The 19,088-nt window shown below is 69.9% G+C and carries 20 protein-coding genes and 2 pseudogenes; 12 read left to right on the forward strand and 10 right to left on the reverse strand.

The features are described from left to right. Nucleotides 1–8 precede the first annotated feature (8 nt). Nucleotides 9–1,157, reverse strand: coding sequence for a trans-sulfuration enzyme family protein (locus tag E1181_RS17000; RefSeq protein ID WP_207922185.1), 1,149 nt, complete (start codon nucleotides 1,155–1,157; stop codon nucleotides 9–11). A 128-nt stretch (nucleotides 1,158–1,285) separates the two neighbouring features. Beyond that, nucleotides 1,286–1,768 (reverse strand): Lrp/AsnC family transcriptional regulator, encoded by a 483-nt coding sequence (locus E1181_RS17005; RefSeq protein WP_132675902.1) that lies wholly within the window; start codon nucleotides 1,766–1,768, stop codon nucleotides 1,286–1,288. A gap of 209 nt (nucleotides 1,769–1,977) precedes the next feature. Between E1181_RS17005 and E1181_RS32180 the strand changes: the two are divergent. The 3 genes and pseudogenes from E1181_RS32180 to E1181_RS17015 form a co-directional block, all read left to right on the forward strand. Then, nucleotides 1,978–2,436 (forward strand): annotated as a pseudogene (locus E1181_RS32180) (PEP/pyruvate-binding domain-containing protein); the annotation flags it as partial. Between the two features lie 128 nt (nucleotides 2,437–2,564). Then, nucleotides 2,565–4,355, forward strand: coding sequence for a PEP-utilizing enzyme (locus E1181_RS17010; protein ID WP_235876834.1), 1,791 nt, complete (start codon nucleotides 2,565–2,567; stop codon nucleotides 4,353–4,355). A 45-nt stretch (nucleotides 4,356–4,400) separates the two neighbouring features. Beyond that, nucleotides 4,401–4,575, forward strand: a pseudogene (locus tag E1181_RS17015) (N-acetyltransferase family protein); the annotation flags it as partial. Here E1181_RS17015 and E1181_RS17020 read toward each other — a convergent pair. After that, nucleotides 4,576–4,917, reverse strand: a complete 342-nt coding sequence (locus E1181_RS17020) for a bifunctional 3-phenylpropionate/cinnamic acid dioxygenase ferredoxin subunit (RefSeq protein WP_132675904.1) — start codon at nucleotides 4,915–4,917, stop codon at nucleotides 4,576–4,578. A 290-nt stretch (nucleotides 4,918–5,207) separates the two neighbouring features. Here E1181_RS17020 and E1181_RS17025 point away from each other — a divergent pair, with 290 nt between their 5' ends. Beyond that, nucleotides 5,208–6,329, forward strand: a complete 1,122-nt coding sequence (locus E1181_RS17025; protein ID WP_132675906.1) for an aromatic ring-hydroxylating oxygenase subunit alpha — start codon at nucleotides 5,208–5,210, stop codon at nucleotides 6,327–6,329. A gap of 25 nt (nucleotides 6,330–6,354) precedes the next feature. On the opposite strand, the gene E1181_RS17030 is transcribed toward E1181_RS17025, so the two are convergent. After that, nucleotides 6,355–6,642 (reverse strand): DUF3040 domain-containing protein, encoded by a 288-nt coding sequence (locus E1181_RS17030; protein ID WP_165944648.1) that lies wholly within the window; start codon nucleotides 6,640–6,642, stop codon nucleotides 6,355–6,357. A 96-nt stretch (nucleotides 6,643–6,738) separates the two neighbouring features. Here E1181_RS17030 and E1181_RS17035 point away from each other — a divergent pair, with 96 nt between their 5' ends. From E1181_RS17035 to E1181_RS17050, 4 genes are all read left to right on the forward strand, one after another. After that, nucleotides 6,739–7,167, forward strand: a complete 429-nt coding sequence (locus tag E1181_RS17035) for an NfeD family protein (RefSeq protein WP_132675910.1) — start codon at nucleotides 6,739–6,741, stop codon at nucleotides 7,165–7,167. Nucleotides 7,168–7,177: 10 nt separating this feature from the next. Further along, entirely contained in the window at nucleotides 7,178–8,371 is a 1,194-nt protein-coding gene (locus E1181_RS17040) for an SPFH domain-containing protein (protein ID WP_132675912.1), read from the forward strand. Between the two features lie 83 nt (nucleotides 8,372–8,454). Next, the gene (locus E1181_RS17045; protein ID WP_132675914.1) at nucleotides 8,455–8,832 is read left to right on the forward strand and encodes a MerR family transcriptional regulator; all 378 of its coding nucleotides are present in this window, start codon (nucleotides 8,455–8,457) and stop codon (nucleotides 8,830–8,832) included. Between the two features lie 155 nt (nucleotides 8,833–8,987). After that, nucleotides 8,988–10,466, forward strand: a complete 1,479-nt coding sequence (locus E1181_RS17050) for a SulP family inorganic anion transporter (RefSeq protein WP_235876835.1) — start codon at nucleotides 8,988–8,990, stop codon at nucleotides 10,464–10,466. Here the strand turns inward: E1181_RS17050 and E1181_RS17055 are convergent. After that, a complete protein-coding gene (locus E1181_RS17055; RefSeq protein WP_207922186.1) occupies nucleotides 10,450–10,863 on the reverse strand; it encodes an amidohydrolase family protein in 414 nt (137 codons plus the stop codon). The genes E1181_RS17050 and E1181_RS17055 overlap by 17 nt on opposite strands. A 6-nt stretch (nucleotides 10,864–10,869) precedes the next feature. Between E1181_RS17055 and E1181_RS17060 the strand changes: the two genes are divergently transcribed. Further along, the gene (locus E1181_RS17060; RefSeq protein WP_132675918.1) at nucleotides 10,870–11,694 is read left to right on the forward strand and encodes an SAM-dependent methyltransferase; all 825 of its coding nucleotides are present in this window, start codon (nucleotides 10,870–10,872) and stop codon (nucleotides 11,692–11,694) included. A 52-nt stretch (nucleotides 11,695–11,746) separates the two neighbouring features. Here the strand turns inward: E1181_RS17060 and E1181_RS32185 are convergent, their stop codons facing one another. The 3 genes from E1181_RS32185 to E1181_RS17070 all read right to left on the reverse strand — a co-directional run bounded on the left by E1181_RS32185 (nucleotide 11,747) and on the right by E1181_RS17070 (nucleotide 13,857). Then, the gene (locus E1181_RS32185) at nucleotides 11,747–11,995 is read right to left on the reverse strand and encodes a hypothetical protein (RefSeq protein ID WP_235876836.1); all 249 of its coding nucleotides are present in this window, start codon (nucleotides 11,993–11,995) and stop codon (nucleotides 11,747–11,749) included. Continuing rightward, nucleotides 11,977–13,182 carry a M20/M25/M40 family metallo-hydrolase gene (locus E1181_RS17065; protein ID WP_235876837.1) on the reverse strand — a complete coding sequence of 402 codons (1,206 nt, stop codon included), beginning with the start codon at nucleotides 13,180–13,182 and terminating at the stop codon, nucleotides 11,977–11,979. Before E1181_RS17065 ends, E1181_RS32185 begins: the two co-directional genes overlap by 19 nt. An 87-nt stretch (nucleotides 13,183–13,269) precedes the next feature. Beyond that, nucleotides 13,270–13,857 carry a TetR/AcrR family transcriptional regulator gene (locus E1181_RS17070; RefSeq protein WP_165944649.1) on the reverse strand — a complete coding sequence of 196 codons (588 nt, stop codon included), beginning with the start codon at nucleotides 13,855–13,857 and terminating at the stop codon, nucleotides 13,270–13,272. A gap of 184 nt (nucleotides 13,858–14,041) precedes the next feature. On the opposite strand from E1181_RS17070, the gene E1181_RS17075 reads away from it, so the two are divergent. Next, complete coding sequence (locus E1181_RS17075; protein WP_132675922.1) at nucleotides 14,042–14,932, forward strand: poly(ethylene terephthalate) hydrolase family protein; 891 nt, start codon at nucleotides 14,042–14,044, stop codon at nucleotides 14,930–14,932. A gap of 60 nt (nucleotides 14,933–14,992) precedes the next feature. On the opposite strand, the gene E1181_RS17080 is transcribed toward E1181_RS17075, so the two are convergent. After that, nucleotides 14,993–15,535, reverse strand: coding sequence for an AAA family ATPase (locus E1181_RS17080; RefSeq protein ID WP_132675924.1), 543 nt, complete (start codon nucleotides 15,533–15,535; stop codon nucleotides 14,993–14,995). Between the two features lie 261 nt (nucleotides 15,536–15,796). Beyond that, nucleotides 15,797–17,011 carry a S8 family peptidase gene (locus E1181_RS17085; RefSeq protein WP_132675926.1) on the reverse strand — a complete coding sequence of 405 codons (1,215 nt, stop codon included), beginning with the start codon at nucleotides 17,009–17,011 and terminating at the stop codon, nucleotides 15,797–15,799. 389 nt (nucleotides 17,012–17,400) lie between these two features. Between E1181_RS17085 and E1181_RS17090 the strand changes: the two genes are divergently transcribed. After that, complete coding sequence (locus tag E1181_RS17090; protein ID WP_132675928.1) at nucleotides 17,401–18,333, forward strand: endonuclease/exonuclease/phosphatase family protein; 933 nt, start codon at nucleotides 17,401–17,403, stop codon at nucleotides 18,331–18,333. Nucleotides 18,334–18,628: 295 nt separating this feature from the next. After that, on the forward strand, nucleotides 18,629–19,003 hold the full coding sequence (locus E1181_RS17095; protein ID WP_132675930.1) for an ArsR/SmtB family transcription factor: 375 nt from the start codon (nucleotides 18,629–18,631) through the stop codon (nucleotides 19,001–19,003). Nucleotides 19,004–19,088: the final 85 nt, after the last annotated feature.

Raw genomic sequence — 19,088 nt, forward strand, 5'->3', positions numbered from 1 at the left:
GGAACGGCTCAGGTCGTTCGGTTGAGGGCTTGGTCGAGGTCTTGCCAGAGGTCTTCCGGGGATTCGAGGCCGACTGACAGGCGGAGCAGGGTGTCCGGGATGCCGCCCGCCGCGCGGTCCTGCGGGGCGACGATGTGGTGCGACAGCGATGCCGGGTGTTGCAGCAGCGTGTCCGTGCTGCCGAGGCTGACCGCCGGGGTGATCAGGCGAACGGCGGAAACCACCTCGTGCGGCGGATTTTCCGCCTCGAACGAGAGCATCGCGCCGCCGGTGGCGAGCTGGCCGAGCTTGCTCGGGTCCGGGTAGTGCACGGCGCTGACCTTCGGGTGCGCGAGCAGCCGCTCCGCGAGAACCGCTGCGGTGGCCGACGAGCGCTCCATGCGGACCGGCAGCGTGGCCAGGCCGCGCTGCAGGAGGTATGCGGCCGAGGGGTGCAGCACTCCGCCCGTGGCGATGCGAACCTGGCGCAGCCGCTGGGCGAAGTCCTCCGCGCAGGTCACCACACCGCCCATGGCGTCCCCGTGCCCGCCGAGGAACTTCGTCGCGCTGTGCAGGACCGCGGCGGCGCCGAAGTCGGTGGGCCGCTGCAGAGCCGGCGTGGCGAAGGTGTTGTCGACGAGCACCGGAACGCCGCCCGCGGCGTCCACGACGGCGCGGATGTCGATCTCCGCGAGCGTCGGGTTGGCCGGGCTCTCGATGATGACGAGCCCGGTCTCCGGCCCGACGGCGGCACCGACATCGGCCGGGTCCGCCCAGGTGAGCTGGTTGCCCAGCAGCCCGGAGGCGATGAGGTGGTCGCTGGTGCCGTAGAGCGGCCTGACCGCCACGACGTGCGGACGGCCTGCGGCGACGGTGGCGAGCAGGCACGCCGACAGCGCCGCCATGCCCGAGCCGAAGGCGACACCGGACTCGCAACCTTCGAGCTCGGCGATCGCTCCTTCGAACCGGGCGACCGTCGGGTTGCCGAGCCGGGCGTAGATCGGCGTGCCCGTCACCTGGGCTCCGGTGGTCATCACGTCGAGGCGCTCGGCCTCGTCCCTGCTGTCCCGGCTGGGATAGGTCGTCGAGAGGTCCAGCGGAACGGCGTGCAAGCCCTGGTCGGTGAGGTCGTCGCGGCCTGCGTGCACGGCACGGGTCCAAAACGTCTGTTCGGTCACCACCCGAGGATCAGCGGTCCTCCGGCGCCGCGGTCGGATCTCCGGACGAACGTCGGCCGATGGTGGTGTTGATCCGCGTTGGTCCGGCCGCACCGGCCTGGGAGCGCGTTCGTCCGGCGATCGTCCGGTCAGCCTTCGGCGCCCGGCGGCATGAGCGGGCCACCGCGCCACTGGTGGAAGATCAAGTGGGTGTGCACCATGACGACCTCGTCGCGCGCGGTGAGCTCGTCCAGCACCAGCCTCTGCAGGTCGCCGGCGTCGACGACGGTCACGTGGATGAGGAAGTCGTCAGGGCCGGTCAGGTGGTAGAGGTGCCGCGTCTCGGGCTGGGCGAGGACGTGCTGCACGAACGGGTCCACGAGCGGACGCCGGTGCGGGTGCACGCGCACCGCCAGCATCGCTTCCAGCGGACGGCCGACCGCGCTCGGTTCGATCCGCACCGCCGATCCGCACATCACGCCCGCGTCCCGGAGGCGCGCCAGCCGGTCCGAGCACGTCGAGGTCGCGATGCCCGCTCTCGCCGCCAGCTCGCGGTTGGTCATCCGGGCGTCCTCCTGCAACGCCCGCAGCAACCGCATGTCCACGACGTCCAGTTCCACCTGTGCAGCCACGGGCCGCAGAGTACGGGGCATGAGGATTTTGACGGTTTCTTGATGGCTGATCGCCGGCCACGGACCTAGCATCTGGGCATCGGCCCTTCGGCCGTGGTGTGCCGGGAAGTCTGGTCGGCGTCGTCATGGTGCACGCCGTTCGGACTGGGGTGATGATGGTGACCGGCAACGACGTTCAGGTGCTCGAACTCGCGCAGGTCGACGCGAGCATGCTCGGACTGGTGGGCGGCAAGGCCGCCGGGCTCGGTGAACTCATCGGAGCCGGGTTCCGGGTCCCCGAGGGTTTCTGCCTGACGACCCGGGCGCACGTGACCGGCGAGATCCCCGAGCAGGAGGTCCTCGACGCCTACCGGCGGCTCGGGGCCGGTCGGGTGGCCGTGCGGTCGAGCGCGACCGCGGAGGACCTGCCAGATGCGAGCTTCGCCGGGCAGCAGGACACGTTCCTCAACGTCAGCGGTGAGCAGGAACTGCTGTCGGCGATCCGCCGCTGCTGGGACTCGCTGCACTCCGACCGGGCCGTCGCCTACCGCGACGCCAACGAGATCGGCACCGACGTGCACATGGCCGTCGTGGTGCAGCGGATGGTCGACGCGAAGGCCGCCGGGGTGCTGTTCACCGCGAACCCGCTGACCGGGACGCGCGCGGAGATGGTCGTCGACGCCGCGCCCGGCCTGGGTGACGTGGTCGTGGACGGTTCGGTCATCGCCGACCACTACGTCCTCGACGGAACCCCGCCGCGCACCGACGGGTGCCTGGACCGCGGCCAGCTCGACGCGCTGCGCGACGCGGGCGCTCGGTGCAGGAGAGCTTCGGCTCGCCCCAGGACATCGAGTGGGCCCTCGACCGGGACGGCGAGCTGTGGCTGTTGCAGTCCCGGGCCATCACGACGCTCTTCCCGCTCCCGCCCCGGACCGACGACCTGCGGGTCTACTTCGAGATGGGGCACATGCAGGGGATGCTGCGTCCCTTCACCCCGGCCGGCATGTCGGCGATGACGCACGGCGCGAAGCTGTGGATGGACTCCGCGGGCCTGTCCGGTGGCGCGTTCGGCGATGCGATGGGCATCGTCCCCGTGGGCGGACGGCTGTTCATGGACTTCTCGGACCTGCTGCGCAACAAGCGGTTCCGCTCCCGGTTGCCGCAGATGATGGAGGTCTACGGCCCGCGCAACGTCGAGATCGTGCAGCGGCTGCTCACCGATCCGCGGTTCGCGCCTACCACCGGCGGGCTGCCCTTCCCGGTCGCGCCGCTGCTGAAGAAGAGCCTCGTGGTCGTGCCGAAGGCGAAGTTCGAGCTCATCCGAACGCTGATCAACCCCGACGCCGCGCGCGAGCGCGCCTTCCGCGCTACCGAGAAGCTCAAGCGCCAGGCGAGGGCTCCGGAGTTCGCCAACTCGCAGCAGCGCCTGCGCTTCGCCGAAGAGGTGCAGCGGGACTTCATGACCGCCTCGGAGGTGATCTGGCCGCTGTTCATCGGCATCCTCCTCGGTCAGCTGCCGAAGTCGCTGCTCAAGGGCGTCGCCACGACGAGCGAGCTGGACACCGTCCTCGGCGGGCTGCCGCACAACGTCACCACCGAGATGGACCTCGCGCTGTGGCGGCTGACCACCGGTCTCGACGACGAGGCGCGGGAACTCCTGCGCAGCACGCCACCGGCCGAGCTCACCGACCGCTACCGGGCCGGCGAGCTGCCCGACATCGGGCTGGACGACTTCCTCGCCCGCTACGGCCACCGCGCACCGGCGGAGGTCGACGTCGGGATGCCGCGCTGGTCGGAGGACCCGGCGCAGATCTTCGCCACCATCGCCGGATACCTGCGGATCACCGATCCCGAGCAGGCACCGGACCGGCGGTTCGAGAAGTCCGCGGCCCGCGCTGAGGCCATGATCGACGAGCTGTTCCAGCGCGCCCGCCGCGAGCGCCCGGTCCGCGCCCACCTCGCCCGCTTCCTCATGCGCCGCGCCCGCAAGCTCACCGGGCTGCGCGAGCTGGGCAAGTTCGCGTGGCTGTACTCGTTGCAGGCGGTGCGCGACCAGCTGCTGCGCATCGGCGACGACCTCAGCCGGCGCGGTCTGCTGGCACGGCCCGGCGACGTGCTGTTCCTGGAGCTCGACGAGATCCGCGCCGCGGTGGGCGGGTCCGATCAGAGCGCCCTCGCCGCGGAGCGGAAAGCCCGCTACGACAGGGAGGTTCGCCGCCGCGCGGTTCCGATCGCGGTGCTCTCCGACGGCACGGACCTGGAGGCCACGGCACCGCCCGCACCGGCCGCCGACGGTGCGCTGGTCGGGCTGGGAGCCTCTCCCGGCAAGGTCACCGGGCCCGCTCGCGTGGTGCACGACCCGGCGACCGCGCGGATCGAGCCCGGCGAGATCCTGGTGGCCACCACCACCGACCCCGGATGGACGCCGTTGTTCATGACGGCGGCCGGCCTGGTCACCGAAACCGGTTCGCCGATGGCGCACGGCCCGACCGTGGCCCGCGAGTACGGCATCCCGGCGGTGATCTGCGTCCGCGATGCCACCACGGAGATCACCACGGGCCAGATCATCACCGTGGACGCGACCTCGGGAACCGTCACACCGGGATGATCCGGTTCGCACGAGCGCGAAAGTCGTTGCCGCACCAGCAGCACTGCTGACGCCGGAGGACTGTGGACGTCGCAGACCTCGATCTTCCCGGAGAACGAGGCCGGCGTCGCCGGTGCACCGCGCCGCCGGGTTCCGCGTGGTCGGAACCCGGGAGCGCATCGCCTTGCACCACGGGGTCTGGCGCGACACCGTCCCGCTGGAACGCCGCCGCGCCGGCTGATCAGGCCGCGCCTTCGGCCTCCAGGGGGAGCTCGACCTCGCTCGGGGTGAGCTGGACGTACACCGTGCCGCCCTCGACGAGGACCTGGTGGGTGCGCAGCGCCCGCTTGGCCGGCGGGCAGGTGGGCGCGCCGCTGCGCAGGTCGAAGAACGCCGCGTGCAGCGGACATTCGACGAAGCAGCCTTCGAGGAAGCCGGCGGACAACGACGCGTCCTGGTGGGTGCAGGTGTCGTCGACCGCGTAGAACACGCCGTCGGCGTTGAACACGGCGATCGGGACGTCGGCGACGAACCGGGTCGACTCGCCCGGGGCGAGCTCGTCGGCGCGGCAGACAGCGAACATCGAACCTCCTGTGTTGCGCATTAGAGAACTTGTTACGCCATGCGCAACAGAGTGAAGGTCGTTTCCGAGGCGCGTCAAGACGTCGAAGGAGTCGATTTCCCGATGGATTTCCCTGTTAACACACGACATCGTCGATTTACCCGACGCGGCGACGACTACCTCGCGGTAACCCGCTCGGACGTCTTGACAGCGCCCGATCCTCGCCCGCATCGTGTTGTCGATCGAGCAACGCAGTGCTCATCGCGCAACAACTTCACACCCTTGCGGAACGAGCCGAAAGGCACCCCGAGATGACCGCTGCGGAGTTGCCGCACAGCCTGCTGGCCACTCTCCCCGGCCACCACTACACCGATCCGTCGATCTTCGCCCTCGAGCAGTCGCGGATCTTCGAAGCCGGTTGGTTCTGCGCGGTGCGCAGCGCCGATCTCGCAGAACCCGGCGCCTTCCAGACCGTGCAGGTCGGGCGGGAGAGCGTGCTCATCGCCCGCGACCGCAGGGGAAACCTCAACGCCTTCCTCAACGTGTGCCGGCACCGGGGCGCCCGGTTGTGCACCGAGGAGACCGGACAGGTGCAGCGGTCGCTGCAATGCCCGTACCACGCCTGGACCTACGGCCTGGACGGCAAGCTGATCGCGGCGCCCAACCTCGGCGGCATGCCCGACATCGACCCCGAGGAGTACGGCCTCAACCGCGTCCACCTGCGCGAATGGCTCGGCTACGCCTGGGTCTGCCTCGCCGAGGAGCCGCCGTCCTTCGACGACACGGTGATCGCCGACGTCGCCCAGCGCCTCGGCGACGCCGGCGAGCTCGACGCCTACGACATCGCCGCGCTCGAACTCGGCGAGCGGATCCGCTACGACGTCAAGGCGAACTGGAAGCAGATCATCGAGAACTTCATGGAGTGCTACCACTGCGCCACGATCCACCCGGAGCTCACCGAGGTGCTCCCGGAGTTCGCCGACGGGTTCGCCGCCCAGTACTACGTCGGGCACGGAGCCGAATTCGGCGATGACGTGCGGGGTTTCACCGTCGACGGCGGTGACGGCGTGCAGCGCTTGCCGGGCGTGGCCGAGCACCAGGACCGGCGCTACTACGCGATCACCGTGCGCCCGCAGGTGTTCATCAACCTGGTCCCCGACCACGTGATCATCCACCGGATGTTCCCGCTCACCGCGGAGCGGACCCTCGTGGACTGCGACTGGCTGTACCTGCCGGACGTCATCGCCTCCGGCCAGGACCTGTCGCGGTCGGTGGAGCTGTTCCACCGGGTCAACCAGCAGGACTTCGACGCCTGCGAGCGCTGCCAGCTGGCCATGGACTCCCGCTCCTACGCCTCCGGCGGCGTGCTGGTGCCCAGCGAGCACCACATCGCCGAGTTCCACGACTGGGTCCGCGAACGGCTCGCCGGGTGACGACCTCCACGCTCAGCGGGCGGGCTCAGGGGTGCGCGTTCAGCAGGAGGTAGCGGACCGCGATGCCGCCGACTCCCAGGCTGATGCCGACGAAGATCAGGCCCGGGCTGGCCGCGAGCAGCCCGGTCAGGAACACCAGCGCACCGAGCACCGCGACCGCGATCGCCGCCCACCGCCGACGACTGGTGGCGCGGTCCGGCGGTGGGTGCTTCACCGACTCCGCGAACCGGGGATCGTTCTCCTCGAACCACCGCTCGATCTCCTGGAGCCTCCGACGCTCGTACCGGCTCAACATCACATCTTCCCGGCTCACGCGCAGGGTGCGATATCCAACAACATAGACCTCCCGCTCACCCTCTGTGAAGGTCGCGAAACGCCTGATCATGCCGATTTCTGGCATATTGAAGACGTGGTCGCGCTATTGTGGCTCATCGCCGGTGTTGTGCTGGTCGCGGCCGAGGTCATCTCGGGTGAACTCGTGCTGCTGATGCTCGGCGTCGCCGCGCTGGGAGCTGCCGGAGCCGCCGCGCTGGGCGCGCCGCTCGCCGTTGACGCCGCGGTGTTCGCCGCGCTGAGCCTGGGCCTGGTCGTCCTCGCGCGTCCGGCGCTGAAGCGGCGGCTGATGCGGGGCATCGAGTTCCGCACCAACACCGAAGCCCTGATCGGCAAGAAGGCGTTCGTCGAGACCACCGTGAACTCCGTCGGTGGCCTGGTGCTGATCGACGGGCAGAGCTGGTCGGCGCGGCCGCTGGACGAGAACGAGGTGCATCGAGCGGGCGAGACGGTGACGGTCATGGACATCTCCGGAGCGACCGCCGTCGTTTCGGGCGAACTGTGAGGAGGACGCCATGGACCCGACCGCACTGATCGTGCTGGCCGTCATCATCCTGCTGGTCGTCGTGCTCGTGGCCAAGACCGTGCTGCTGGTGCCGCAGGCGACCGCATCGGTGATCGAGCGGCTCGGCCGCTACCGGTCCGTCGCGCAGCCGGGGCTCAACCTGCTGGTGCCGTTCTTCGACCGGGTCCGCGCCCGCGTCGACCTGCGCGAGCAGGTCGTCTCCTTTCCCCCGCAGCCGGTCATCACCCAGGACAACCTGACCGTGTCCATCGATACCGTCGTCTACTTCCAGGTCACCGACGCGCGCTCGGCGGTCTACGAGATCTCCAACTACATCACCGGCGTCGAGCAGCTCACCACCACGACGCTGCGCAACGTCGTCGGCGGCATGAGCCTGGAGGAGACGCTGACCTCGCGCGATGCGATCAACACTCAGCTGCGCGGGGTGCTGGACAAGGAGACGGGCCGGTGGGGCATCCGCGTCGCGCGCGTGGAGCTCAAGGCCATCGACCCGCCACCGTCCATCCAGGACTCGATGGAGAAGCAGATGCGCGCCGACCGGGAGAAGCGGGCGATGATCCTCAACGCCGAGGGCACCCGCGAATCGGCCATCAAGACCGCCGAAGGCCAGAAGCAGGCGGCGATCCTGGCCGCGGAAGGCCAGAAGCAGGCCGCCATCCTCACCGCGGAAGCCGACCGGCAGTCCAGCATCCTGCGCGCCCAGGGCGACCGCGCGAGCCAGTACCTCAAGTCGCAGGGGCAGGCCAAGGCCATCGAGAAGGTCTTCGCGGCGGTCAAGCGCGCCAAGCCCACTCCGGAACTGCTCGCGTACCAGTACCTGCAGACGCTGCCGAAGATGGCCGAGGGCGACGCCAACAAGGTGTGGGTCGTGCCCAGCGAGTTCGGCAAGTCGCTGGAGGGCTTCGCCCGGAGCCTGGGCAAGGCCGACGAGGAAGGCGTCTTCCGCTACGAACCGCCGGAGCAGGCCGAGGACGCTCCCCCGGCCGAAACCGTGGAGGACGCGGTGCAGGCGTGGTTCGACACCTCCACCAACCCCGAGGTCGCCGAGGCGGTCCGCGCAGCCGAAGCGGTCGCGCGCAAGGAGGTCCCCGCCCCCGGCGAGTTCGGCACTCAGGTCCCCGCACCCCGACCGGGCATCGCGCAACAACCGTCGTCCACCTCGGACGCCACCGACCAGACCTGACGTCCGCTCCGGAGCGCTGCTTTGCGTACCGTGATGCCATCCGGGCGCGTTCCGGGCGATGTCGATCGAGGAGTGGTTCGGGCGTGGGTGAGCGGATGCAGATCGGCGAGGTCGCCGAGCGCACGGGGCTGTCGCTGCGCACGATCCGCTACTACGAGGAGGTCGGCCTGGTGGTGCCCAGCGCCCGCAGCCAGGGCGGGTTCCGCCTCTACACCGATCCCGACGTCGAGCGGCTGGAGCTGATCAAGGGCATGAAGCCGCTGGGCTTCCAGCTCGACGAGATGCGCGACCTGCTGGCGATCCTCGACCCGGTCCCGGGATCACCGGAGGTCGAGGACCCGCAGCGCCGGCTGGCCGAGTTCAGCGCCACCGCGGAGCAGTCCTGCCAGAAGCTGCGCACGAAGCTCCGGCTCGCCGAGAAGTTCACCGCGATGCTGCGCGAGCGCGTCGACCACGAGTGATCCCGGCCTCATCCGGCCTGCCGGGTGCGGGAGCGACGGCAACCCTCATCTAACGTAAGGGAAGAGTTGTCGGGCAGCGCCGCCCCTCTCCCCCTGTTCTCCTCCCGCCGCGATCGGTGACGATGCGCGGCGGCCGAACCACGTCTGGTTGTCGCGTGCCCGAGCTGTCGCTGTCCCGCCCCGCCTGGCTGTCGCCGAAGGTGGCCCGCACCGAGGTTCTCGGTGGTCTGGTCGTCGCGCTCGCGCTGATCCCCGAGGCGATCTCGTTCTCGATCATCGCCGGTCTCGACCCGAGCGTGGGCCTGTTCGCCTCGTTCACCATGGCGGTGGTCATCTCGATCGTCGGTGGCCGGCCCGCGATGATCTCGGCCGCCACGGGTGCGATCGCGCTGGTCGTGGCCCCGCTGGCGCGCGAGCACGGGATGGGCGTGCTGGTCGCCACCGTGATCCTGGGCGGGCTGTTCCAGGTGGCGCTGGGCGCGCTGGGCGTGGCGAAGCTGATGCGGTTCGTGCCGCGCAGCGTCATGGTCGGGTTCGTCAACGCGCTGGCCATCATGATCTTCATGGCCCAGGTCCCCGAGCTCATCGGCGTGCCGTGGATGGTCTACCCGCTGTTCGCGGCCGGGCTGCTCATCATGGTGCTGTTCCCGAAGCTCACCAAGGTCGTCCCGGCACCGCTGGTGTCGATCGTGGCGCTGACCGCGGTGACGATCGCCGCGGGCATCGCCGTGCCCACCGTCGGCGACAAGGGAGCGCTGCCGTCCTCGCTGCCGATCCCGGGCATCCCGGACGCGCCGCTCACGCTGGACACGCTCGAGCTCATCGCTCCCTACGCCCTGGCGTTCGCGCTGGTCGGGCTGATGGAGTCGCTCATGACGGCGAAGCTCGTCGACGACATCACCGACACGCGATCGAACAAGACCCGCGAGTCCATCGGCCAGGGCATCGCCAACATCGTCACCGGCTTCTTCGGCGGCATGGGCGGCTGCGCGATGATCGGCCAGACCATGATCAACGTGAGGACGGCCGGGTCCCGGACGCGGTTGTCGACGTTCCTGGCGGGCGCGTTCCTGATGGTGCTGTGCATCGCCTTCGGGCCGCTGGTCTCGCAGATCCCGATGGCAGCGCTGGTCGCGGTGATGGTGCTGGTCTCCGTCGGCACCTTCGACTGGCACAGCATCGCGCCGAAGACCCTCAAGCGGATGCCGGCGGGCGAGATCGTCGTGATGCTGGCGACGGTGGCCGTGGTCGTGGCCACCGACAACCTCGCGATCGGCGTGGTCGTCGGATCGATCACCGCGATGGTCATCTTCGCCCGCCGCGTCGCCCACCTCGTCGAGGTCACCGCCGTTTCCGACCCCGACGGCGGCCAGGTCGTCTACCACGTCACCGGTGAGCTGTTCTTCGCCTCCAGCAACGAGCTGGTCCACCGGTTCGACTACGCGAACGACCCCGCCGAGGTCATCATCGACCTCACCGACGCCCACATCTGGGACGCCTCCACCGTCGCCGCCCTCGACGCCATCACCACCAAGTACGAGGCGCGCGGCAAGCGGGTCGACATCATCGGCCTCAACGAGCCCAGCGCCGCCATGCACGACCGCCTCACCGGAGAGCTCACCGGAAGCCACTGAGAGATCCCCCGGTGATCACCGTTCGTCGATGACGGTCTCCCCGTCGCAGCCGCACGAGCTCGACCTCGTCCGGGAAAGCCGGAACCCGCCACGCGTACGCGGGCGAGCCGGGATCCGCGCACGTCCCTTCCGACAGGAGCTTGATCGCGTCCACGCCCTGATCCGCGAGGAGGTGCACCACGTCGCGCATCTGCCGGGCGCTGTCGACCTCGGCCGCGAAACGCGCTCGCGCCCAGGGGTTTCCGCGGAAGACGGTGGCTGCGGGATGCCCGCCGCGTCCGATGATCCCGCACCCGGTCGCCAGCAGCCTCGGACCTCGCAGCGCACCCGAAGCGATCTTCGACCCCGTCTCCAGGACCTGATTTCCGTCGACACCGAGATCACGACGCGCGATCATGGCGGCATGCACGACGAGCGTCCCGTCACCGACATCGACACCTCCTCGCCCAGCGTCGCCCGCGGTTACGACCACTGGCTGGGCGGCAAGGACAACTTCGAGGTCGACCGGACGATCCTCAAGGCCATCGAGGAGATCGTGCCCGCGGCCCGGCCGCTCGCCCAGGAGAACCGGTACTGGCTGATCCGCGCCGCGCGGTTCCTGAGCTCGCCGCTGCACGCCGGCATCGACCAGTTCCTGGACCTGGGCTGCGGGCTTCCGACGATGCAGAACGTGCACCAGGTCGCCCAGGCCAACAACCCCGACGCCGTCGTCGTCTACGTCGACAACGACCCGACCGTCGCCGCCTACGGGCGGGCGATGCTGGCGGAGAACGAGAACACCCACTTCTCCATCAACGACCTGCGCCATCCCGACGAGATCCTCAGCGACCCGGTGATCACCGCGAACCTGGACTTCGAGCGCCCGATCGCGCTGATCCACTCGGGCACCATGCACCACGTCTCCGACGAGCACCGGCCGCGCGAGGTCATGCAGCGCTACGTCGAAGCGCTCGCCCCCGGGTCGTACGTGGCGATGTCGCACTTCAGCTGGCCGCCTGGCTCGGAGAAGCACCGCGAGATGGCCCGCACGATCGAGAGCACGCTGCACGAGATGGTCGCGTCCTGCTGGTGGCGCAGCAACGAGGAGGTTCTGTCCTTCCTCGACGGCCTGGACGTCCTCTCCCCCGGCCTGGTCCGCACGGTCGACTGGTGGCCCGAAGGCCCCTCGCTCACGCCGAGGTCGGAGATCACCAACCTCATCTACGGAGCCGTGGCGACGAAGCCCTGACGTCCACGTCGGGCATTTCTGGTCCGAACAGCCACCTGGTGACTCCGCCGGGCTAGTCCCGCTGGGGGCGGGGGAAGGTGACCGGGCTGCGGTGGCCGTCGGCGTCGATCGCGCGCACGCCGAAGAAGACGTTGTCCTTCGACAGGTCGATCACCGCTGTCGTGACGTCGCCGACGTCGATGCGGTGCGTCCAGTCGGAGTCGGTCGTCTCGCGCCACACGACCTCGTACCCGGCCAGGTCCGGCTCCGGGCCGCGTTCCCAGACCAGTTCGGTGTCGTTGGTCAGGTTCGCGGTGCGCACGACCACGCCGGTGGGCGCGCCCGGCCCCTGCGCCAGCGACCAGATCGCCGCCAGGTTGACCTTGGCGACGCGGGCGATGTAGCCGAAGTCGCAGAACTCCGGCAGGTCCCCGTAGCGGACACCGCCCTCCTCGCGCACGTCCTGGTGCTGGTGCCGGAAGTCCTCGTTCGGCTCGGTGAACCTCGCTGCCGGATAGCCCTTCTCGAGGAACGGGATGTGATCACCGCCGCGCAGGAAGCGGTCTCGTCGGTAGATGACTCGAACATCCATCCCCGTCGCGGAGTTGGCGGCGACGTCGGTGACGAAGCGGGAGAGCTGGCGCGACGGCGAATCGTTCTCGCCCCCACCGAGCGCCGGGTCTCGGCCTCCTCCGGGGTTTCCGAGGTGGGCACGCCTTCGGCGAACAACCGGATGGTGCGCGGATCGGAGGTGCCGTCGTCGGCGCGGCTGGCTCCGACGATGTCGTCGGTGAACATCGCGCGCACGTCCACGCCGTCGGCGGCGAAGAGCTCGGCCATGTGGTTCGCGCCGTAGAGCCCCTGCTCCTCGGCGGCCACGGCCGCCAGGACCACTGTGGACTCGATCGGCTCCTCGGCCAGCAGCCGCGCCAGTTCGAGCACGACCGCCACGCCGGAGGCGTCGTCGTCGGCACCGGGCGCATCGCTGACGGCGTCCATGACGTCGGTGGCGCGGGAGTCGTAGTGCCCGCTGACCACGTGCGCCCGATCCGGGTCGGTGGTGCCGCGGATGGTGGCGACCACGTTGGTGATCCGGGTGGTGACCGGGATGCGGTTGGCGGGCTCCTGGTCGTAGGACTGCAGCTCGACGGTCATCCGCCCGCCGGAACGGGCCGCGCAGGCCTGCATCTCGGCGAACAACCAGTCGCGCGCGGCTCCGATGCCGCGCTGCGGGTCGTCCTGGCTGGACAGGGTGTGCCGCGTTCCGAAGCTCACCAGCTTGCGCACCACGTCCTCGATCCGCCGCTCGTCGACCTGCGCGAGCAGCGCGCGCAGCCGCGCGTCGGGCTCCTGCGGCGAGATCGGATCACCGGGCGGCAGCGCTCCCCCTCCGACCGGCCGCAGGTCAGCGGCCCCGGCGGTGCCGGTGAGCACGACGGCGCCGGTGATGCCGGCGGAGGCGGACAGGAAGGCGCGACGGCTGTGACCAGCACCGGATGTGAGACCCATGCACAGCTTTCTACGTGTCCGCGCGGACCCGAAGAAGCGGCCGAAGAGGTCACCGGATGCCGCCGAACGGAGCACCCGCGCGGAGGTTCAGCTGAAGCCGTCGAGGGCGCGCCGCTGGACGTCCGCGGCGAAGTCGTCGAAAGCGGCTGCCACGCGCTGCTCGTCGCCGGTGGCGAGCAGGTCGACGAACAGACCGCGCAAGGTCGACATCAGCGAGGTCGCCACGGCCTGCGCCCGCGATTCCGCGCAGCCGTAGCGGACCAGCCCGGCGGCGATGAGGTCGTTGCGCTGCCGCATCGAGGTCGCGACGGCCTCGGTCAGCGCGGGGTCGCCGTACATGGTGTGGCCGGTGATCGCCACGAACAGCCGGACGTACCGGCGGCCGCTCTCACTGGTGGCCCGGCGCCAGATGGCGCGCAGCGGATCGGGGTCGTCGCGCGGCATGTCCGGCAGCGACAGCGTTTCGGCCAGCACCCGGTCGACGATCTCGGCGACGAGCCGGTCCTTGGACGCGAAGTGGTGGACCAGCGTCGCGTGGCTGACCCCGACCGACTCGGCGACCTTGCGCAGCGACAGGTCGTCGAGGCCCTTCTCCAGGGCGTGTTCCGTCGCGGCGGCCAGAACCTCGCCGCGACGGTGCTGGAAGCGCAGCTTCCGTCCGTCGACCCGTTCCATGACGCCAGAGTAGCTGGTCCGAGAGATTGATTGACCAATTGGTAGAGCTACTTTAAAGTCGATCGCGTTCCGGAACTCTTGCTCGTGTGCCGAACGCGTTTCGACGGTCGTGCGACCCGAGGAACTTCGCGAGGACCCATCCGGTGCGCCCGATCGAAGGGCGCCTCCCCAAGAGGACGAATACATGGAATTGAAACGTTCCACCAGTCCCCTCGCCCGATTCCGCCGATTACTGGTCGTCTCCACGGCCGTGCTCGGGCTGGTCAGCGGCAGCGTCACGCTGGCCCAGGCGGCCGAACCCGCCGACGTGCACGGTCCCGACCCGACCGAGGAGAGCGTCACCGCCCCGCGCGGACCGTTCGAGGTCGACGAGGAATCCGTGTCGCGCTTGAGCGTCACCGGTTTCGGCGGCGGGACGATCTACTACCCGACCGACACCGCCGACGGGCTGTTCTCCGCGGTGTCGATCTCCCCCGGCTACACCGGGACGCAGGACTCCATCGCGTGGCTCGGCCCGAGGCTCGCCTCGCAGGGCTTCGTGGTGTTCACGATCGACACCAACTCCACCTCCGACCAGCCCGATTCCCGCGCTCAACAGCTGCAGGCGTCCCTGGACTACCTCACCAACGACAGCAGCGTGAAGGACCTCATCGACCCGGCTCGGCTCGGCGTGATGGGCCACTCGATGGGCGGCGGCGGTTCGCTGAAGGCCGCGCTGGACAACCCGGCGCTCAAGGCCGTCGTCCCGCTGACCCCGTGGCACACCACCAAGGACTTCTCCGGGGTGGGCGCGCCGACGCTGGTCATCGGCGCGCAGAACGATACGATCGCGCCGGTTTCCCAGCACTCCAAGCCGTTCTACGAGAGCCTGCCCGACGACCCGGGCAAGGCCTACCTGGAACTGGCCGGCGCCAGCCACTTCGCGCCCAACAGCGACAACACCACGATCGCCAAGTTCGGCATCTCCTGGCTCAAGCGGTTCCTCGACGACGACACCCGCTACGACCAGTTCCTGTGCCCGCCCCCGGAGGGCGACCCGGCGATCTCGGACTACCAGTCGACCTGCCCGTACTGACCCGGGCGGACAGGTGAACATCGCGGCGCCGGAACGGGGGGTCCGGCGCCGCGGTGCTGTTCATCTGGAGAGGACCGAGAGCAGCGCGTCGTAAGTCCGCTCCACGGCCCCTTCTTCGCTGCTCAGGACCGTCACCGCCGGCCGGCTCCGAACGACCTCCGCGAGCTGGTCGTAGGCCTGGCCCAGGAATTCGGCCCCGCCTTCCCGCGCCACGATCTTCTTGACCTGCTCGTGCCAGTCGGGGTCACCGCCACCGCCCCGCCGGGCGAACCGCTCCACGGAGCGCCGCCGCGTGTCGAGCACCATGACCTCGACGAACTCGGCGCCGCTGTCGCGAGCCACGGCCTCGAACCGCTCGATCTCCGCCGTCCGGGCCAGGAATTGCGGGAAGACCACGTCCCGCCCACCGCGCAGGTGCTCGCCGGCAATCCGCAGCGCCAACGGCCGAACGATCTCCCCGACCTCGGCGAAGTGCTCCCGCCAGCCCCCGATCAAACCGCGCAGCACGTCCACGTCGAGGTTGAGCACCCCCGCGTGCTCGTCGACGTACCGCCGGGCCAACGTCGACTTCCCGATCCCCGGAGGCCCGTTCAAGTGCACCATCCGAACCACGTGACCACCCTAGGAGCCCGACCACGCGTTTCCGAGCACCAACGTCACCACAGCCCGAGAAAACCCCCGCCCACACCCGGAGTCCCGGATCACCACCGTAGTCGGGGACCCGAATACGGCCGTTTTCCGGTACCTGATTACGGCGGTATTCAGGGGTCGGATTACGGCCGTATTCGGGGAGCCGGCACCGGACTGGAGCGGGGCGGGAACCGGTGTGCGTGCACCGCGGTTCCCGCCCCGGAAGGCCGGGATCTAGAAGCCGGAGACGTCGAGGAGGGGTTCCTGGGTTCCGTCGGGGTCTTGCGACGGCCAGGTCCAGTCCTTCGTTCCCGCTGCCCGCAAGGCGTTCTTGACCTGCTCCGGGGACGCGGTCGGGTGGGTCGCCTTGTGGAGGGCGGCGCCTCCCGCCACGTGCGGTGTGGCCATGGAGGTCCCGGAGATCGTGTTGTACGTGCCGTTGGGCCAGGTGGAGTTGATGCACACGCCCGGTGCGATCAGGTCGACGTCGGCGCCGAAGTTGGAGAAGTCGGCGAAGGTGTCGTCCTCGTCCTCCCGGCAGGTCGCCGGAGCGCCGCCGCCCGGTCGGCCGTTGAAGTCGGCCAGCGCGCTGACCGTGATGACCTCGTCGTAGGCGGCCGGGACGCTGTCCTTGGCGTCGGCGGCGTCGTTGCCCGCGGCGACCGCGAAGGTGACGCCGGCCGAGACCGCGCGGCAGATGGCCTGGTGCTCGGAATCGCCGCTGCTGCGGCCGCACTGCCCGTCGTCGCTGCCCTCGCCGCCGAGGCTCATGTTGGCCACGTCGATCTGCCCGGCGTTGGCCGCGACGTAGTCGATGCCGCAGACGACGTCGGCTGTGGTGCCGATGCCCGCGTCGTTGAGGACCTTGACCGGCCAGATCCGCGCGCCCGGGGCCACGCCGACGACGCCGTCACCGTTGTCGAGCGCACCGATGGTGCCGGCGACGTGAGTGCCGTGACCGTGACCGTCCTCCGGCGGGAGCACCGGCAGCGTGCAGTTCTTGCCGCCCACCACGTTGAGGTCCGGGTGGTCGCTGTCCACGCCGGTGTCGATGACCGCGACGTCGACGTCGGTGCGCTGGTCGGTGCCGTCGATCCCGGCGGTCGGGCTGGCGTCGGCGTTGGCGCGGTCGACGCCGGTGGGCAGCGACTGAGCGGTGCTGCGCACCTGGCGGACCGGCTCCACCCAGGCCACGTCGGGATCGGCCGCGATGCGGTCGCGCGACTGCTCGCTCATCCGGCCGGAGTAGCCCTTCAGCGCCGACTGGTAGAGGTGCCCGACCTTGGCGCCGTTGTCCTGGGAGTGCTTGTCCGCCTTGGCCTTCGCGTCGGTGCCGTCCTTGAGCACCACGATGTAGTCGCCCTCGGGCGCGGGCGCGGCCTGCGCGGTCAGCCCCGTCGCACCCGCTAACGCGCAGGCCAGCAGGATCGCCGTGGTTCGTCTTCGCATCGAAACCCCTCCGTTGATCCGACCTCTCGCCGACCACGACGACGTGCGACATCAACTCACGACGGCAGACCGCCCAGTCGGTACGAGCATGGCTGAAGACCATGACACGCGAGTGGACGCATGTCCAGATCCCGATCACTCAAAACTGTTGTCGCAGTTGTTATTTCGTCACCCCTCCCTCCGCTTCTTACGATTCGGCAATAATGCTCGCCCGAACGATCGGACGATTTCCTTCCGGTGCGGGGTTTTCGGAGGAAGTCGACTTCGCATCACGCGGGGGAAGATCTCAGGTGAAGGGCCGGAGAACGCGACCCCGCGGGTATTGCGCGCGGCGCAGTGACCTGGCGACGCTCTTCGCGTCCGGAGAATTCCTGCGCGAGGAGAGCGTCGTGGTCACGTTAGGCACGTGGAATCTGGAGAACCTGTTCCGCCCGGGCAGCGACGGCGGACCCGACTCCGCCCAGGAGTACCAGGCCAAGCTGGACTCGCTGGCCACGACCATCACCTCGATGGCACCGGACGTGCTGGCCGTGCAGGAGGTCGGTGACCCCGAGGCGCTCGCGGACCTGGTCGGCAAGCTCGAAGGCCGGTGGCACACCGAGCTCGCCGAGCCCGACGGCCGCGGCATCCGCGTCGGCTTCTGCTCCCGGCACCCGCTGACCGACCTGGCGCAGGTCACCGACTTCCCCGAGCAGCTCCAGCCCGTGCAGACCACTGACGACGGCGAGACCGTCCGGCAGATGAGCCGCCCCGTGCTGCAGGCCGGCGTCGAGGTCGACGGGCAGCACCTCACCCTGCTGACCTGCCACCTCAAGTCGAAGCTGCTGACCTACCCGGGCGGCCGGTTCAACCCGCGCGACGAGGACGAACGCGCCCGCTACGCGGTCTACGCGCTCAACCGGCGAGCCGCCGAGGCCGCCACCGTCCGCGGCCACGCCACCCAGCTGCTCGAAGGCCGCGGCCAGGAGCGGGCCGTGGTGGTCCTGGGCGACCTCAACGACGCCCCCGACGCCGCGACCACGACGCTGCTGCACGGGCCGCCCGGCTCCGAGATCGGCACGCCCGGGTTCGACCGCCCCGACCAGGGCGACGGAGCGCGGCTGTGGAACCTCGCCGCCCTGATCCCCGCCGACAAGCGGCACTCCCGGACCTACAACGGCCGCCCGGAGCTCATCGACCACATCCTGGTCAGCCATCAGCTCGTCGGACGCATCGCCGAGGCCACCACGATCGACACCGCGGCGACGTCGGTCACCGACCAGCCGCGGCAGCGGCGCAACGAACCGGCCTCCGACCACCGCCCGGTGATCACCCGCTTCTGAGCCGCCGACCGGCGGGCCGCGGGGCAGTTCTGGTCCGAACCGCCCGTGATCACTGGTGCTCTTGCCTGATCGGTTCGGACCACAACTGCTCGGAGACGCGATGGAGGCCTCACCGAAACCTCGCGAACGAGCCTCTCGCCCCGACCGACGTGCGGTCATGATCACCGAGGGTTCGCCCCTGACGAACCCGCACGAGGTGGTGCGCGACGTCGGCCGAGGGCGGGCGCGAGAAGATCAGTGGCATGACCACGAACGATCGCCGCGACGCGACCCGAGTCCGCGAGGAGGGCCAACCGTGAGCAGGCCCCTCTACCAGGTCAAGGCGGACTTCTTCAAAACGCTCGGACACCCGGCGCGGATCCGCGTGCTGGAGCTGCTCAGCGAAGGCGAGCGGGCGGTGTCGGAGATGCTGCCCGAAGTGGGCGTCGAGCCCGCGAACCTCTCGCAGCACCTCGCCGTGCTGCGCCGCGCCGGACTCGTGGTCACGCGCAAGGAAGGGGCGACGGTCTTCTACTCGCTCACCAGCCCGCACATCGCCGAGCTGCTGAACGTCGCGCGCCGCATCCTCACCGGGGTGCTGGCGGGGCAGGCCGACCTGCTCGAGGACCTGCGCATCGCGACGTCCGAGGCCGAGTCCCGGACCCGGCGGGGGTCACCCTCCCCGGACTGAAGCCGCGGCCTCTCCACGAAGAAGCAGCCCTGCGATGACGCCGAACTCACGGCGGTCGCGATGGCGCAGCACGAGCAATCCCCAT

Source organism: Saccharopolyspora terrae, assembly GCF_004348435.1.
In the GTDB taxonomy this organism is placed as follows: domain Bacteria; phylum Actinomycetota; class Actinomycetes; order Mycobacteriales; family Pseudonocardiaceae; genus Saccharopolyspora; species Saccharopolyspora endophytica.

Bases quoted from the DNA above. Each gene is read 5' to 3' on its own strand.
- E1181_RS17025 (WP_132675906.1), top strand. From the start codon at position 5,208: ATGACCGCTGCGGAGTTGCCGCACAGCCTGCTGGCCACTCTCCCCGGC.
- E1181_RS17080 (WP_132675924.1), bottom strand. From the start codon at position 15,535: ATGGTGCACTTGAACGGGCCTCCGGGGATCGGGAAGTCGACGTTGGCC.
- E1181_RS17085 (WP_132675926.1), bottom strand. From the start codon at position 17,011: ATGCGAAGACGAACCACGGCGATCCTGCTGGCCTGCGCGTTAGCGGGT.
- E1181_RS17040 (WP_132675912.1), top strand. From the start codon at position 7,178: ATGGACCCGACCGCACTGATCGTGCTGGCCGTCATCATCCTGCTGGTC.
- E1181_RS17060 (WP_132675918.1), top strand. From the start codon at position 10,870: ATGCACGACGAGCGTCCCGTCACCGACATCGACACCTCCTCGCCCAGC.
- E1181_RS17070 (WP_165944649.1), bottom strand. From the start codon at position 13,857: ATGGAACGGGTCGACGGACGGAAGCTGCGCTTCCAGCACCGTCGCGGC.
- E1181_RS17065 (WP_235876837.1), bottom strand. From the start codon at position 13,182: ATGGGTCTCACATCCGGTGCTGGTCACAGCCGTCGCGCCTTCCTGTCC.
- E1181_RS17075 (WP_132675922.1), top strand. From the start codon at position 14,042: ATGGAATTGAAACGTTCCACCAGTCCCCTCGCCCGATTCCGCCGATTA.
- E1181_RS17055 (WP_207922186.1), bottom strand. From the start codon at position 10,863: ATGATCGCGCGTCGTGATCTCGGTGTCGACGGAAATCAGGTCCTGGAG.
- E1181_RS17020 (WP_132675904.1), bottom strand. From the start codon at position 4,917: ATGTTCGCTGTCTGCCGCGCCGACGAGCTCGCCCCGGGCGAGTCGACC.